13 protein-coding genes and 1 pseudogene are annotated in these 15,008 nt (G+C 73.8%); 10 read left to right on the forward strand and 4 right to left on the reverse strand.

Annotated features, from left to right (window positions below):
- Window positions 1–25: 25 nt before the first annotated feature.
- The 7 genes and pseudogenes from pdhA to AC2H4J_RS11335 form a co-directional block, all read left to right on the forward strand.
- Window positions 26–1,162: a pyruvate dehydrogenase (acetyl-transferring) E1 component subunit alpha gene (pdhA, locus tag AC2H4J_RS11305; protein ID WP_487464971.1), complete on the forward strand. Its 1,137-nt coding sequence runs from the start codon at window positions 26–28 to the stop codon at window positions 1,160–1,162.
- Entirely contained in the window at window positions 1,159–2,136 is a 978-nt protein-coding gene (locus AC2H4J_RS11310) for an alpha-ketoacid dehydrogenase subunit beta (RefSeq protein ID WP_487464972.1), read from the forward strand. The genes pdhA and AC2H4J_RS11310 overlap by 4 nt, the downstream gene beginning before the upstream one ends.
- Before the next feature lie 3 nt (window positions 2,137–2,139).
- The gene (locus tag AC2H4J_RS11315; protein ID WP_487464973.1) at window positions 2,140–3,624 is read left to right on the forward strand and encodes a dihydrolipoamide acetyltransferase family protein; all 1,485 of its coding nucleotides are present in this window, start codon (window positions 2,140–2,142) and stop codon (window positions 3,622–3,624) included.
- 25 nt (window positions 3,625–3,649) lie between these two features.
- Window positions 3,650–4,024, forward strand: a complete 375-nt coding sequence (locus AC2H4J_RS11320) for a hypothetical protein (RefSeq protein WP_487464974.1) — start codon at window positions 3,650–3,652, stop codon at window positions 4,022–4,024.
- A complete protein-coding gene (locus AC2H4J_RS11325; protein WP_487464975.1) occupies window positions 4,021–5,178 on the forward strand; it encodes an AGE family epimerase/isomerase in 1,158 nt (385 codons plus the stop codon). Before AC2H4J_RS11320 ends, AC2H4J_RS11325 begins: the two co-directional genes overlap by 4 nt.
- A 43-nt stretch (window positions 5,179–5,221) precedes the next feature.
- Window positions 5,222–5,617 (forward strand): PPOX class F420-dependent oxidoreductase, encoded by a 396-nt coding sequence (locus AC2H4J_RS11330; protein ID WP_487464976.1) that lies wholly within the window; start codon window positions 5,222–5,224, stop codon window positions 5,615–5,617.
- A 74-nt stretch (window positions 5,618–5,691) separates the two neighbouring features.
- Window positions 5,692–6,084 (forward strand): annotated as a pseudogene (locus tag AC2H4J_RS11335) (SRPBCC family protein); the annotation flags it as partial.
- A gap of 143 nt (window positions 6,085–6,227) precedes the next feature.
- Here the strand turns inward: AC2H4J_RS11335 and AC2H4J_RS11340 are convergent.
- Genes AC2H4J_RS11340 through AC2H4J_RS11355 form a run of 4 tightly spaced genes read right to left on the reverse strand, consistent with a single transcriptional unit; the run spans window position 6,228 to window position 10,464 of the window.
- Complete coding sequence (locus AC2H4J_RS11340; RefSeq protein ID WP_487464977.1) at window positions 6,228–6,488, reverse strand: HPr family phosphocarrier protein; 261 nt, start codon at window positions 6,486–6,488, stop codon at window positions 6,228–6,230.
- A gap of 44 nt (window positions 6,489–6,532) precedes the next feature.
- A complete protein-coding gene (locus AC2H4J_RS11345) occupies window positions 6,533–8,632 on the reverse strand; it encodes a PTS fructose transporter subunit IIABC (protein WP_487464978.1) in 2,100 nt (699 codons plus the stop codon).
- Window positions 8,633–8,650: 18 nt separating this feature from the next.
- A complete protein-coding gene (locus AC2H4J_RS11350) occupies window positions 8,651–9,700 on the reverse strand; it encodes a 1-phosphofructokinase family hexose kinase (RefSeq protein WP_487464979.1) in 1,050 nt (349 codons plus the stop codon).
- Complete coding sequence (locus AC2H4J_RS11355; protein ID WP_487464980.1) at window positions 9,697–10,464, reverse strand: DeoR/GlpR family DNA-binding transcription regulator; 768 nt, start codon at window positions 10,462–10,464, stop codon at window positions 9,697–9,699. The genes AC2H4J_RS11350 and AC2H4J_RS11355 overlap by 4 nt, the downstream gene beginning before the upstream one ends.
- A 210-nt stretch (window positions 10,465–10,674) precedes the next feature.
- On the opposite strand from AC2H4J_RS11355, the gene AC2H4J_RS11360 reads away from it, so the two are divergent.
- From AC2H4J_RS11360 to AC2H4J_RS11370, 3 genes are all read left to right on the forward strand, one after another.
- Entirely contained in the window at window positions 10,675–12,399 is a 1,725-nt protein-coding gene (locus AC2H4J_RS11360) for a putative PEP-binding protein (protein ID WP_487464981.1), read from the forward strand.
- A 138-nt stretch (window positions 12,400–12,537) separates the two neighbouring features.
- Entirely contained in the window at window positions 12,538–12,675 is a 138-nt protein-coding gene (locus AC2H4J_RS11365; RefSeq protein WP_487464982.1) for a hypothetical protein, read from the forward strand.
- Window positions 12,676–12,941: 266 nt separating this feature from the next.
- Window positions 12,942–15,008 (forward strand): diguanylate cyclase domain-containing protein, encoded by a 2,067-nt coding sequence (locus AC2H4J_RS11370; protein WP_487464983.1) that lies wholly within the window; start codon window positions 12,942–12,944, stop codon window positions 15,006–15,008.

Here is a 15,008-nt window from a genome sequence, read left to right on the forward strand (position 1 = left end):
CAGCGGAAGACGCGAGGAGAGTTCCGTGACTGCGTTGCATCAGGCCACCGAGGTGGTCGATCCCGTCCCCGGGGCGTCCGCTCCGCATCTTCCGCAGCAGCCGGACCTGATCCAGCTGCTCACGCCCGAGGGCGAGCGCGTCGAGCACCCCGAGTACTCCCTCGACATCAGCGACGACGAGCTGCGCGGCCTGTACCGCGACCTCGCGCTGGTCCGCCGCTGGGACGTCGAGGCGACCGCCCTGCAGCGCCAGGGCGAGCTGGGCATCTGGGCCTCCCTGCTGGGCCAGGAGGCCGCGCAGGTCGGTGCCGGCCGGGCGATGGCGCCCACCGACATGGCCTTCCCGACCTACCGCGAGCACGGCGTGGCCTGGGCGCGCGGCGTCGACCCGCTGCACGTCATGGGGCTGTTCCGCGGCGTCGACAACGGCGGCTGGAACCCCGTCGAGCGCGGCTTCAACCTGTACACGATCGTCATCGGCTCGCAGTGCCTGCACGCGACCGGCTACGCCATGGGCGTGCAGCGCGACGGCGCGGAGAGCGCCGTCCTCGCGTTCCTCGGCGACGGCGCCACCAGCCAGGGCGAGGTCAACGAGGCGATGATCTTCGCCGCCAGCTTCTCGGCGCCGGTGGTCTTCTTCTGCCAGAACAACCAGTACGCGATCAGCGTGCCGATCGAGCGCCAGGCGCGGGTGCCGCTGTTCCAGCGCGCCGCCGGCTTCGGCTTCCCCGGCGTGCGGGTCGACGGCAACGACGTCCTCGCCGTCCTGGCCGTCACGCGGGCCGCCCTGCAGGCGGCTCGCGAGGGCCAGGGCCCGACCTTCATCGAGGCGTTCACCTACCGGATGGGCGCGCACACCACGTCCGACGACCCGACCCGCTACCGGCTGGCCAGCGAGCTGGAGGAGTGGAAGCTGCGCGATCCGATCGCCCGGCTCAAGGCCTACCTGTCGCGCAGCGGCATCGCCGACGCCGCCTTCTTCGAGTCCGTGGACGCCGAGGGCGACGAGCTCGCCGCGCGCATCCGCACGGGCACCCTCGAGATGCCTGACCCCGACCCGGCCAGCATGTTCGACCACGTCTACGCCGAGCAGACGCCGCCGCTCGCGGCCCAGCGCGACGAGTTCGTGAAGTACCACGCCAGCTTCGAGGGGGAGAAGTGAGCCAGACCCTCACCATCGGCAAGGCGCTCAACCTCGGCCTGCGCAAGGCCATGGAGGACGACGCCAAGGTCGTGCTCATGGGCGAGGACATCGGCAAGCTCGGCGGCGTCTTCCGCATCACCGACGGCCTGCAGAAGGACTTCGGCGACCAGCGCGTCGTCGACACCCCGCTCGCCGAGGCCGGCATCCTCGGCACCGCCGTCGGCCTGGCCATGCGCGGGTACCGGCCGGTCTGCGAGATCCAGTTCGACGGGTTCGTCTTCCCCGCCTACAACCAGATCGTCACCCAGGTCGCCAAGATTCACGCCCGCTCCAAGGGCATGCTGCCGATGCCGATCGTCATCCGCATCCCGTTCGGCGGCGGCATCGGCGCGGTCGAGCACCACAGCGAGAGCCCAGAGGCCTACTTCGCCCACACGCCCGGCCTGAAGGTCGTGGCGGTCAGCAACCCGGTCGACGCCTACTGGGGCATCCAGCAGGCCATCGCCCACCCCGACCCGATCGTCTTCCTCGAGCCCAAGCGCCGGTACTGGGAGAAGGCCGAGGTCGACACCGACGCGACGCCGGAGCCGTTGTTCCGTTCCCGGGTGGTCCGTGGGGGCGACGACGTCACCGTGCTGGCCTACGGCCCGATGGTGAAGACCGCCCTGCAGGCGGCCGAGGCCGCCGCGGAGGAAGGCCGCTCGCTCGAGGTGATCGACCTGCGCACGGTCTCGCCGCTGGACCTGGACCCGGTCTACGAGTCCGTCCGCCGGACCGGCCGTTGCGTCGTCGTCCACGAGGCGGCCGTGACCCTCGGTCTCGGCGCGGAGATCGCCGCCCGGGTGACCGAGACCTGCTTCCACTCGCTCGAGGCCCCCGTGCTGCGCGTCGGCGGCTACGACACCCCCTACCCGCCGTCGAAGCTGGAGGAGGAGTACCTGCCCGACCTGGACCGGGTGCTCGACGCCGTCGACCGATCGATGGGGTTCTGAGGCATGGCGACCAAGCAGTTCAAGCTGCCCGACGTCGGTGAAGGCCTGACCGAGGGCGAGATCCTGCAGTGGCTCGTCGCCGTCGGCGACACGGTCACCGTGAACCAGCCGCTCTGCGAGGTGGAGACCGCCAAGGCCGCGGTCGAGCTGCCCTCGCCGTTCGCCGGCACGGTCACCGAGCTGCTCTTCGAGGCCGGGACGATGGTCGACGTCGGCACGCCGATCATCACGATCGACGTCGGTGGCGATGCGGCCCCGGCCCCGGCGGAAGCCGAGCCGGCCGCCGGTCTGATCGGTGGCGCGGCCCCGGGCGGGCGGACGGCGGTGCTCGTCGGGTACGGCCCCCGCAACACCGAGGCCCGACGACGTCCGCGGCGCGGCGGCGAGACGGTGGCCGCGCGCGCCACCGCTCCTGCGCCGTCCCCCGCCCGCCCAGTGCTGCCCGAGGCCGACTACGGGTCGGGCACCGACCGGCCCCCGCTGCTGGCCACCGCACCGGACGCCGGCGTGAAGCCGGTCCGGCACGGTGGGCTGGAGGTCGGCCGGCAGGCCGAGGCGCACGCGCTGGCCGGCGACGCCGCTCCCGCTTCCGGCGTCGAGCACGGCCACCGTCGTCCCCGGCCGCTGGCCAAGCCGCCGGTGCGCAAGTACGCCAAGGACCTCGGCATCGACCTCACCACGGTCAGCGGCACGGGCAACGGCGGCGTGATCACCCGGGCCGACGTCGACGCCGCCGCGTCGGCGCCCGCCCGCCCGGCACTCGTGGCCGTCGGTGCGTTGGGCGCGGGGGAGCGGGAGCGGCGGATCCCGATCAAGGGCGTGCGCAAGCACACCGCGGCGGCCATGGTGGCCAGCGCCTTCACCGCGCCGCACGTCACGGAGTTCCTCACCGTCGACGTGACCCGGATGATGAAGCTGCGCCAGCGACTGGCGCTGCGGCCCGAACTGGCCGGCGTCAAAGTCAGCCCGCTGCTGTTCGTCGCCCGTGCGCTGATCCTCGCCACCCGTCGGCACCCGATGATCAACAGCAGCTGGGACGAGGCGGCCCAGGAGATCGTGGTCAAGGACTACGTGAACCTCGGCATCGCCGCGGCGACGCCCCGCGGTCTCGTCGTGCCGAACATCAAGGACGCCGACCGGATGTCGCTCGCCGAGCTCGCCGGCGCCCTGGGCGAGCTGACCGCCACCGCGCGGGAGGGCCGGACCGCCCCGGCGGACATGTCCGGCGGCACGATCACGATCACCAACGTGGGCGTGTTCGGCGTCGACACCGGCACCCCGATCCTCAACCCGGGGGAGTCGGCGATCCTGGCGTTCGGCGCCGTGCGCGAGATGCCGTGGGTGCACAAGGGCAAGGTCGTGCCGCGGCAGGTCACGCAGCTGGCGCTCTCCTTCGACCACCGGATCGTCGACGGCGAGCTGGGATCCCGCTTCCTGGCCGACGTCGGCGCGATGCTGCACGACCCGGGGGTCGCCCTGGCCTTCTGAGCGGGCCACCGGCAAGATCTCCGCGATGGACCGTCGTCGAGCCGCGCTCTACGCGCTGGTCGCGTTCGCGATCGCCACGGCTGTGGCGATCGCGATCAGTGGTGCGAGGCCGGCGACGGCGCAGGGCATGGCGCCGACGCTCGTCCAGGGGGTCGGCTACGTGTGCGCCGTGCTGGCCGCCGTCGAGCTGCTCCTGCCGGCGGCCTCTCCGGCCGGCGCGGACCGGAAGCTGGGCGGCGCCCTGCTGGTGGCGGTGGCGGGCATGGTCCTGGTCGACGTGTTCGCGGCTGGCGGCCCCGACATCGGCGCGGGCTTCCTGCGGCTGGTCTGCCTCGCCGTCATCGTGGCGGTGGCCGCGCGACTCCTGACCAGCACGCTGGCATCAGGGCGCGGCCGGTGACCGATCTCGACGGGCTGCTCGCGTTCGCGGCGCGTTCTCGGCTCCCGGAGGGCGGGTTCGGCTACCTCGGGGACGACGGCCGGGTGCTGGCCGACCGGCCGGTCGAGACCTGGATCGTCGCGCGGATGACCCACGTCTTCGGGCTGGCGCACCTGCTCGGACGCCCCGGCGCGGCCGACCTGGCCCGGCACGGGGTCGTGGCGCTCACCGATGGTCCGTTGCGGGACGCCGAGCACGGTGGGTGGCTCGCCAGCACGGACGACGACGCGAAGGCCGCCTATCCGCACGCCTTCGTGATGCTGGCCGGGTCGACCGCGGCGACCGCCGGGATCGACGGCGGCCCCGAGCTGCTGCGCGACGCCGTCGACGTCTGGCAGGAGCGGTTCTGGGACGACGCCGAGGGCATGGCGGTCGAGCAGTGGGACCGTTCCTGGAGCCGGCTGGACGACTACCGCGGACTGAACGCCAACATGCACGGCGTCGAGGCCTCGCTGGCCGCCGCCGACGCGGTGCCGAGCGCCGACCAGGCGGTCAAGCGGCGGCTGCGCGACCAGGCCCGGCGCACGACCGAGCGGGCCCTCGGCTGGGGGCCGCCGTTCCACTGGCTCCTCCCCGAGCACTTCACCGCCGACTGGACCCCGCTGCCCGACTACAACCGCGACCGCCCGGCCGACCCGTTCCGTCCGTACGGGGCCACGCCGGGGCACCTCTTCGAGTGGGCGCGGCTGGCCACGCACCTCCAGTCGGTCACCGGGCCCAGTGCCGTGCTGGGCGACGGCGCACGGATCCTGTTCTCGGTCGCGGCGGGGGTTGCCGACGGCGGCGTGGGGATCCCGTACACCGTCGACCGGGAGGGCCGGGTCGTCGTCCCTGCGCGGATGCACTGGGTCCTCTGCGAGGCGATCGCCGCCGGCTACGTGCTGGCGGCCGCCACCGGGGACGAGTCCTACCGGATGCGGGCCGACGCCTGGCGGGATCTCGGCGAGCGGCTGTTCGCCGACCCGTCGACCGGCAACTGGCACCACGAGCTCACGCCCACCGGAGAGGTCGCGACGAGCACCTGGGCCGGCCAGCCGGACGCGTACCACCTGGCGCAGATGCTCCTGCTCGACGGTCGACCGGTCCGGGGAAGCGTGGCGGCCGCGCTGCGCTGAGGGCCGTCGTGCGGGCCGTGCCGGGTCGACCTACCGTGCGCCGGTGACCTCGTTGCTGTCGCTGGCCGACGCCCGGTTCGTCTCGCTGACCACCTTCCGCCGCACCGGCGAGCGGGTCTCCACCCCGGTCTGGATCGGACGGGACGGAGACGCCCTCGTCGTGCTCACCCCGGCCAGGAGCGGCAAGGTCGCGCGGCTGCGACTGGATCCCCGCGTGGAGCTCGCGCGCTGCAGCCGGTTCGGCGCGTTGGACGACGGCGTCGTCCCGGTGGCCGCGACGGCAGAGGTGCGGAAGTCCAGGGCGGACGTCGACCGGGCGCGGGCGACGATCCGCCGCCACTACCCGATCGAGTCGCGCCTCGTGCTGGGGATCGAGCGGCTGGTCGAACGCCTCCGCCGGCGGCCCTGCACCGAGCGGCTGGCGCTCCTGATCACCTGACGGACGGCTGACCTGCCTGGTCCAGGTGTCTCCGGGACGCCACCCGGGTAGGTGGTGCACGACCGAGTTCGGAGATGCAGAGGAGCAGAAACGTGGCCAGCGTGCAGGAAGCCATCGACGTCGACGTCCCCATCCGCGTGGCCTACGACCAGTGGACGCAGTTCGAGTCCTTCCCCCACTTCATGGGCGGGGTCGAGCGCATCACGCAGCTCGACGACAGGCACACCCACTGGGTGACCAAGATCGGCGGGGTCGAGCGGGAGTTCGACGCGGAGATCACCGAGCAGCACCCCGAGGAGCGCATCGCGTGGACCAGCACCAGCGGTGAGGCCAAGCACGCCGGCGTCGTCACCTTCCACCGGCTGGACGAGGCGAAGACGCGCGTGATGATCCAGATCGACTGGGAACCCGAGGGTCTGGTCGAGAAGGCCGGCGCCGCCGTCGGCATCGACGACCACCAGGTGAAGGCCGACGCCAAGCGGTTCAAGGAGTACATCGAGAGCCGCGGCAGCGAGACCGGCGCCTGGCGCGGGGACGTCGAGCGGCCCAGCGGAACGGCGGACGACGGCGCCGGCTTCCCGAGAGCGGAAGCCGGCGCCGTCGTCTGCTGCTACTCCGCGTCCAGGTCCTGGGCGACCATGCCCGCGATCTGCTCGAGCACGGCCGGGTCGTCGCTGGTGACCACGACCTCGGCGCCCTGCTTGGCGCCGAGCGTCATGATCATCAGCGGCGAGCCGGCGTCGACCGGCATCCCGCCGGACGTGGCCAGGGTGACCGGCACGCCGGCCTTCCCGACGGCCTCGGCGATGAGGGCGGCCGGGCGGGCGTGCAGCCCGACCCGGGAGCCGACGGTGACGGTCTGACTGGGCATCGATTCTTCCTCGCTGATCGGGACGGTGGTGGTGAGCTTGCCGGTCAGGCGCTGGCTGCGCTCGCCGGGACGTGCACCGGGGCGTGGGCGTGCTCGAGGTCGACGGCGTCCTCGGGGGCGTCGTCCGCGTCCGACCGGCCGATGCTCTTGGCAAAGGTGACCGCCAGCCCGCCGACCACCGCGCCGATGGCCAGCGCCAGCACGAACACCAGGAAGTTGCTGATCGCGAAGAACACGAAGATGCCGCCGTGCGGGGCGCGCAGCTCGATACCGGACGCCGCCACGATCGCTCCCGTGGTGGCCCCGCCCAGCATCATCGACGGGATGACCCGCAGGGGGTCCGCCGCGGCGAACGGGATGGCGCCCTCGGAGATGAACGAGGCGCCCAGCAGCCAGGCGGCCTTGCCGTTGTCCCGCTCGGCCGGCGTGTAGAGCTTGGGGCGGATGGCCGTGCTCAGCGCCATCGCCAGCGGGGGCACCATGCCGGCGGCCATGACCGTGGCCATGATGACGAGGTTGGCGTGGGTGCCGGCCGCCAGGCCCGTGGTGGCGAAGACGTAGGCCGCCTTGTTGATCGGGCCGCCCAGGTCGAAGCACATCATCAGGCCCAGCAGGATGCCGAGCAGGATCGCCGAGGTGCCGGTCAGGCCGGTGAGCCAGTTGCCCAGGCCGGACAGCGCGGCGGCCAGCGGGCGGCCGAGCAGGACCGCCATCAGACCGCTGGAGATGAGCGTGGCCAGCAGCGGGATGATGACGACCGGCTGGAGCCCGCGGACGCCGGTCGGGAGCTTCCACCGGCTGATCCACAGCGCGGCGAAGCCGGCGATGATGCCGCCCACGAGGCCGCCGAGGAAGCCGGCGCCCACGGTGACGGACACGGCGCCGACGACGAAGCCGGGGACGATGCCCGGCCGGTCGGCGATCGCGAAGGCGATGTACCCGGCCAGCGCCGGGACCAGGAAGCCGAACGCGGCCTGGCCGAGCACCGTGCAGACCGCGCCGAGGTAGCCGAGGAAACCGCCGTTGAGGTGCGCGATGCCGGTGGCGGTCGGGAGGTCGAAGAGTGAGTTGTTGAGCACCCAGCTCAGCGCGTAGCTCTTGCCGGCGACGTCGGGGTTGTCGGTGACGATCTTGTATCCGCCCAGGAGGAAACCCAGCGCGATGAGCAGACCTCCCGCGGCGACGAACGGGATCATGTAGCTGACGCCGGTCAGCAGCCAGCGGCGGACCTCGGTGGCACCCCGGGCGCCGCCGCCACCGCTGGACGGGGCGGCTACCTGGGCCGACCCTCCGCCGGGCACGCGGCGGGCGTTCGGGTCGTCCGAGGCGGCGAGCGCCTCCCGGATCATGACGTCCGGCTCGTTGATCGCGCGCTTGGTGCCGCTCTGCACGACCGGCTTGCCCGCGAACCGGCCCTGGTCCCGGACGCCGACGTCGACGGCGAAGATCACGGCGTCGGCGGCGCGGATGACCGCCGGGTCCAGGGGCGTCGAACCGGAGGAGCCCTGGGTCTCCACGTGGACGTCGACGTCGGCCGCCGCACCGGCGGCGCTGAGCTTGTCCGCGGCCATGTAGGTGTGGGCGATCCCGGTGGGGCAGGCGCTCACCACGACCACGCTCTTCCGGGCTCCCGAGGCTGCGGCGGGCGCCGCGACCGGGGCAGGAGTTGCGGCCGGAGCCGCGGCCGGAGCCGCCGGGGCGACGACCTCCTGCACGAGCGCGACGATCTCTTCGGCCGAGCCGGCCGATCGCAGCGACGCCACGAAGTCCGGCCGCACCAGCGCCCGGGCGAGTGCGGTGAGCAGGGTCAGGTGGTCGGCGTCGCCCTCGGCGGGTGCGGCGATCAGGAAGACGAGTTCGGCCGGTCCGTCCGGGGCGCCGAAGTCGACCTTCGGATTCAGCCGGGCGAAGGCGAGAGAGGCCTCGGTGACCGCGGCCGAGCGGCAGTGCGGGATCGCGAGGCCGCCGGGGAGCCCCGTGGCCGCCTGGCCCTCGCGGGCCATGGCGTCGGCGTGCAGTCCGTCGGCGCTGCTCGCGCGGCCGGCCGTGGCGACGAGCTCGGCCAGCCGGCGCACCACGGCGCTCTTGTCGGCACCCAGGTCGGCGTCGAGGACGACCAGGTCGGGGGTGATCAGGTCGGGCATGGTGGTCTCTTCCGGAGGTCAGCGGGCGTCCCGGCCGGCGGCCGGGACGGGGGCGGTGGCCGGGCTGCTCTGGCCGGCGGCGGTGGGGATGGAGCTGCCGGGCGCGCCGGCGGTGGCCCGAACAGCTGCGACGTCCACCTGGGCCGGGGTGGGGACGGCGGATCCGGGGAGCGACGCGCTGGCCGCTCCGTACGCGACGGCGGTGCGCAGTCGCTCGGCCGGCGGTGCACCGGCCAGGTCGGCGAGGAGGTACCCCGCGAGGCTGGAGTCGCCGGCGCCCACGGTGCTGCGGACCGTGACCGCGGGCGGACGGGCCGACCAGACGTCGCCGTCGGCACGCGACAGCAGCGCCCCGTCGGCGCCGAGGGTCAACAGGACCTCGCTGACCCCGCGGTCGTGCAGGGTGCGAACGGCGGCGAGCGTGGCCTCGGGGTCGCGGAGCACGTCGTCCTCGGCGACGCCGGCCAGCTGGGCCAGCTCCTCGGCGTTGGGCTTGAGCAGGTGCGGCGCCGCGTCCCGGCCCGCGGACAACAGGGCGAGCAGCGGAGCCTCGCTCGTGTCCACGGCCACCCTGGCGCCGGTGTCGCGCAGCGACCGGACGAGCACGGCGTACCAGTCCACCGGGGTGCCCGGCGGGAGGGAGCCGGACAGCACCACCCAGGCAGCGCCCGCGGCGTGCCCGTGCAGGACGCCGGTGAGCGCCCCGCGGGTGGCGTCGGAGAGGGCGGCGCCCGGTTCGTTGAGCTTCGTCGTCGTCCCCTCCGGGTCGACGAGGGTGTAGTTGGTGCGGACCGGGATGTGCACCGGCACGGTCGCCAGTTCGAGGCCGAGCGCCCGCAGCGCCGTCACGATCGGGTCGGACGCCGCGGCCGGCAGTACGGACACCGCGCTGCGCCCTGCCGCCGCGATCGCGCGGGCCACGTTGACGCCCTTGCCGCCGGGCTCGGTGCTCCCGCCGGCCAGGCGGATGATCCCGCCCGCGACGAGCGGGCCGGGCAGGTCGAGCGTCCGGTCCAGGCTCGGGTTGGCCGTGAGCGTGACGACGTGCCCGTCACGAGTGGAAGTCATGCGACCAGGACCTCGATCCCCATCGTCTCCAGTTCTGCCACGAGGCCGGGGTCGGCCTCGCTGTCGGTGACGAGGACGTCGACGTCCTCGACGGCGGCGAACCGCACGAGGTGCTCGCGGCCCAGCTTGCTGCTGTCCCCCAGCACGATGACCCGCTGCGCCGCGCGCACCATGGCGCGCTTGGTGGCCGCCTCGGCCTCGTCGGGTGTGCTGAAGCCGTGCACCGGGCTGATGCCGTTGGTGCCGAGGAAGACGACGTCGACCCGCAGGTCGTTCATCGCCCGCACGGTCGCGTCGCCCGATGCGGTCAACGTGACGCCGCGCACCCGGCCGCCGAGCAGGTGCAGCGTGACGCCGGCGGTCGACGACACCCGGGCGGCGATCGGCACCGAGTTGGTGGCGACGTAGAGGCCGCGGTCGGACGGCAGCAGCTCCGCCAGCGCGGCGGTGGTGCTCCCGCCGTCGAGGATCACGCTGCCGTCGGCTGCCGGCAGCAGGTCGAGTGCCGCCGCCGCGATCTTCCGCTTCGCCTCGGTGCGGGTGTCGTGCCGCTCGCCCAGGCCCGGTTCGACCAGCGTGAGCGCGCCGGCCTGGACCGCGCCGCCGTGTACCCGGCGCAGCATCCCGGCGCGCTCGAGCAGCGCGAGGTCGCGGCGGACGGTCTCGGTGGTGACGCCGAACTGCTCGGCAACCGCGCCGACCGCCAGGCGGCCGCGCTCCTGCACGAGGGCGGCGATCGCGTGCTGGCGTTCCTCGGCGTACACAGCGTCTCCCCTCGGATGTGTCCGGCGTCACCATAGATGCCCGGATGTGTGGGTTTGTGATTGCGGTTACGTTGTTTTACGTCCGATCCGTTGACAAGTCAACCCTTGTTCGTGACGCTGGTCACCGCACCGGACAATGGACCCCTGCGGGCCAGAGCGCGAACCACAGTGCGACCGCTCGGGCCACCCTCCCGACCTTCGAGGCCTCACATGTCGACCACCGCCACCGGCAGCACCTCCACCGTTCCCTCGGCGCCGGGCGCCGGCCCCCTCGTCCTCATCGGCACGCCCGTCGTGCCCGGGGTGGCGCTCGGGCCCGTCATCCGCCCCGCGGGTGCGGTCCGGTTGCCCGCCGAGGAGCACGAGGTCGTGCCCGAGGCCGACCGGCCGGCCGAGCGTGCGCGGTTCGTCGCGGCGGCGGAGACCGTGGCGGGGCGGCTGACCGAGCGTGCGGCGGCCGCCACGGGTGTGAGCGCCGAGGTGCTGTCCACCACGGCCGGCCTGGCTCGCGACCGCGGCCTGCTGTCGTCGGTCGAGCAGCGGATCGACGCGGGCGCCCCGGCGGCGGTGGCCACGGTCCAGGCCGCCCAGCAGTTCATGGACATGTTCACGTCGCTCGGCGGGCTGATGGCCGAGCGCGTCACCGACGTCCGCGACATCCGCGACCGCATCGTGGCGCACCTGACCGGACAGGGGGAGCCCGGCGTCCCCAGCCCTGCCGTCCCCTCGGTGCTGCTGGCCGACGACCTGGCCCCGGCCGACACCGCCGGGCTGGACCCGGCGCGCGTGATCGGACTGGCCACCCGGCTGGGCGGCACGACGAGCCACACCGCGATCATCGCCCGACAGCTCGGGCTGCCGTGCGTCGTCGCGGTATCCGACCTCGACGGGGTGCCCGAGGGTGCGACGGTGCTGCTCGACGGCGAGCGGGGCACGGTGACGGTGGGCCCGGATCCCGACCAGGCGAATCGCCGGGTCGCCGCGGCGCGGGAGGCCGCCGCCCTCCTGGCCGGCTACACCGGCCCGGGAACCACGAAGGACGGGCACGCCGTCGCCGTGCTCGCCAACGTGCAGGACGGCGCGGGGGCGCGGGGTGCGGCGGCGGCCCACGCGGAAGGGGTCGGCCTCCTGCGCACCGAGCTGGCCTTCCTCGGCCGCGCGCAGGAGCCGTCGGTCGAGGAGCAGGCGGCCGGCTACGCGGAGGTGTTCGAGGCGTTCGCCGGGCGCAAGGTGGTGCTGCGCACGCTGGACGCCGGTTCGGACAAGCCGCTGGCCTTCGCCACCGCGCCGGACGAGCCCAACCCGTCGCTGGGGGTGCGCGGCCTCCGCGTGGCCCGCGCGAACCCCGGCATCCTCGAGCGGCAGTTGGACGCGGTGGCCGAGGCGGCCCGGCGTACCGGTTCGACGCCCTGGGTGATGGCGCCCATGGTCGCGACCGTTCCGGAGGCCGCGGAGTTCGCCGCCGCGGTCCGCGCTCGCGACCTCGTGCCCGGCGTGATGATCGAGGTGCCGTCGGCGGCGCTGCACGCCGAGCGGCTCCTCCAGCACGTCGACTTCCTGTCGATCGGCACCAACGACCTGTCGCAGTACACGCTGGCGGCCGACCGGTTGTCCGCCGACCTCGCCGACCTGACCGACCCGTGGCAGCCGGCCCTGCTGGCCCTGGTCGCCATCACGGCGGAGGCGGGACGCCGCACGGGTAAGCCGGTGGGGGTCTGCGGCGAGGCCGCCGCCGACCCGCTGCTGGCCTGCGTGCTCGTCGGGCTGGGCATCACCTCTCTGTCCTGCGCCGCCTCGGCGGTCGCGGGCGTCGGGGCCCGGCTGGCCACGGTCGAGCTCGCGATCTGCCGGCAGGCGGCCGAGGCCGCGCTGGCGCAGGACGACCCGGCCGCGGCACGTGCGGCGGTGCGGGAGGTGCTGGCCGCCGCCGGGTGAGGACTCCCACCCTTCCAGGTGAGAGAAACACGGTGAAACTTCAGGTCTGCCTGTGATTCGTCGGAATACATTGGTGTACGCCTGCATTATCTGAGGCGTAGACGATCAACTTCGATGAAAGGCACCACGATGAGCACCGTGTCCAGCTGGCGTCAGCGTCGTCAGGCCGCGCGTAACCGGCGGGCCATCAACCGGGCGATCGAGGGCGCCACCACCCCCTCCATGCGGAACGAGCTGGTGGCTCTCGCCAACAGCGCCGGCTCGACCCTCCGCTGAGTCGCCGCCGCCCCGAGGGCGGCGCGCGATGCCACGACCCCGACCTCCCCGCGGAGGCCGGGGTCGGCTGCATTCCGGGGGTCGAGCGACCCGTCCGGTGACCTGCGGAAACCCCTCACCCGGGTGGGTCAGGGCATTCAGGTTTCAGCGTGCAACTGCCGTTGAGAACCTGTGCACCTCGCAGGGACGTCGACCGCCTCCGGGCCGTCCGCCGCACGGCGGACCCCGGCGGTGACCCCGGCGTTCTCCGTGACAGGGTGCGCGCGATGAGTGACGGGATCGGCGAGGCGCGGGAGACCTCGGGCGCAACCACCGGTGGACTCCTGCGCTACGTGCGCTCGGTCGCAGGCGATGCCGGAGTCGAGGAGGTGCTCGCCACCGCCTGCGTGCCGCACACCGCCGAGGAGCTCGAGGACCAGGCGCGCTGGTGGAGCTACGACACCCGCATCCGCCTGTTCGAGGCCGCGACCGAGGTCGTCGGCGACCCGCGGTTGATGTTCCGCGTGGGCGCCGCCGCGCTCCAGTCCGGACTCGCACACGGGATCGTGATCCTGCTCCGGGCGATGGGCACCCCTCGGCAGGTCTTCCGGCAGCTGCCCCGCGCCGTCGCCAAGTTCAGCACCACCTCCACGATGGAGATCGTCGACTCGGGCGCGACCTCGGCCACCATCCGGTTCACCCTGCACGCAGGGTTCCAGCACTCCCGACTCGACTGCCTCTACGCCCAGGGGCTGCTCACCACCGTACCCACGGTGTTCGGCCTCCCCCCGGCGGAGATCGAGCACCACCAGTGCGAGTCCGACGGCGCGCCGGCCTGCATCTACCGGCTCACCTGGGACCGCCGCAGCCGGCTACCGGGGCGGCGCCGCGACGGACGGGCCAGGGACCTGGAGCTCGCGGCGCTGCGCGCCCAGTTGCGCACCCTGCAGTCGGCGGCCACCGACCTCGTGGGCAGCGACGACGTCGACACGGCGCTGGAGCGGCTCATCGCCCGCGCCGGCGAGGCCGTCCTCGCACCCGCCTACCTGCTCGCGGTCGAGGGGCCCGACGGCGGAGCACCCGTGGTGCACAGCGCCGGGCTCGAACCCGACGAGGTCGCGTCGATGTCGACGGCGCTGCTCGCCGGTGCCGATCTCGGACCGGACGCCGTGGTGGTGGACGTGGCTTCCGCCCGGCGTCGGCACGGCCGGCTCGCGGCGATCTACCGGACCAGCGACGGCGTCATGGGCGACGAGTCCACGTTGCTCGCGGCCTACGCCGGCCATGCGGCGGCGGCCCTGGACCTGATCATCGCCCTGGCCGGCGCGCGCCGGGAGGCCGACCGGGCGGGGGCGCTGCTCGCGCTGGCCCACGAACTCTCCGGCGCGACCGACTCGGGTGCGGTGACCGCGGTCGTCAGCGAGGCGCTGCCCCGGATCGTCGGCTGCACCAGCGCGGGCATCCTGATGTGGGACCCCGCCAGCGGTTCGCTGCAGTCCCACTCCTCGGTGGGCCTCAGCCAGGAGGGCAGCGAGCTGCTCCGCACGACGATGCTGCGGGCCGAGGACGTGCCCGAGCTCGTCGGCATCCTGACCAACCGCGAGCCGATCGTCCTCAGCAGCACGACCAGCAGCCCGGCCCTCCGGGAGTTGTTGCAGGGGGTCGGCACCGAGGACGTCGTCGCCGTGCCGCTGCTGGCCGGCACCACCTTCCTCGGCGTCGCCACCGCAGGCTGGGGTGCCGGCGAGGCCCCCCAGACCCTCGACGGCGAGGTCCTGGCCCGTCTCCGGGGCGTCGGCGACCAGGCCACGACGGCTCTCCAGAAGGCGCGCCTGCTGGCGACCGTCCGCCACCAGGCCACGCACGACGCGCTCACCGGGCTGCCGAACCGGACCCTGTTCCTGGAGCGGCTCGAGGCAGCCCTGCCCGAGGTCGACGACGGTGCGCGCCTCGGCGTCCTCTTCTGCGACCTGGACCGGTTCAAGCAGGTCAACGACACCCTGGGGCACGCCGCGGGCGACGAGCTGCTGCGCCAGGTGTCGGCCCGGCTCCGCGCCGCCGTCCGTCCCGGGGACACCGTCGGACGGCTCAGCGGCGACGAGTTCGCGATCATCCTGCCCGGCCTGGTCGACGACGCCGACGGTCTCGCCCAGCGCGTCGCGGAGTGCTTCACCGAGCCGTTCCGGCTGGACGGCACCGCGGTGACGGTCGGGACGAGCGTCGGCATCGCCCTGCACGACGCCGCCTCGGAGCGGACGGCCGAGCAGCTGTTGCGCCAGGCCGATGCAGCGATGTACCGGCACAAGGAGCGCGGGCGCACCACGCAGCCCGGACCGCTCCGTGCCGGCTCCTGA

The organism is Blastococcus sp. OS1-29 (assembly GCF_057628075.1).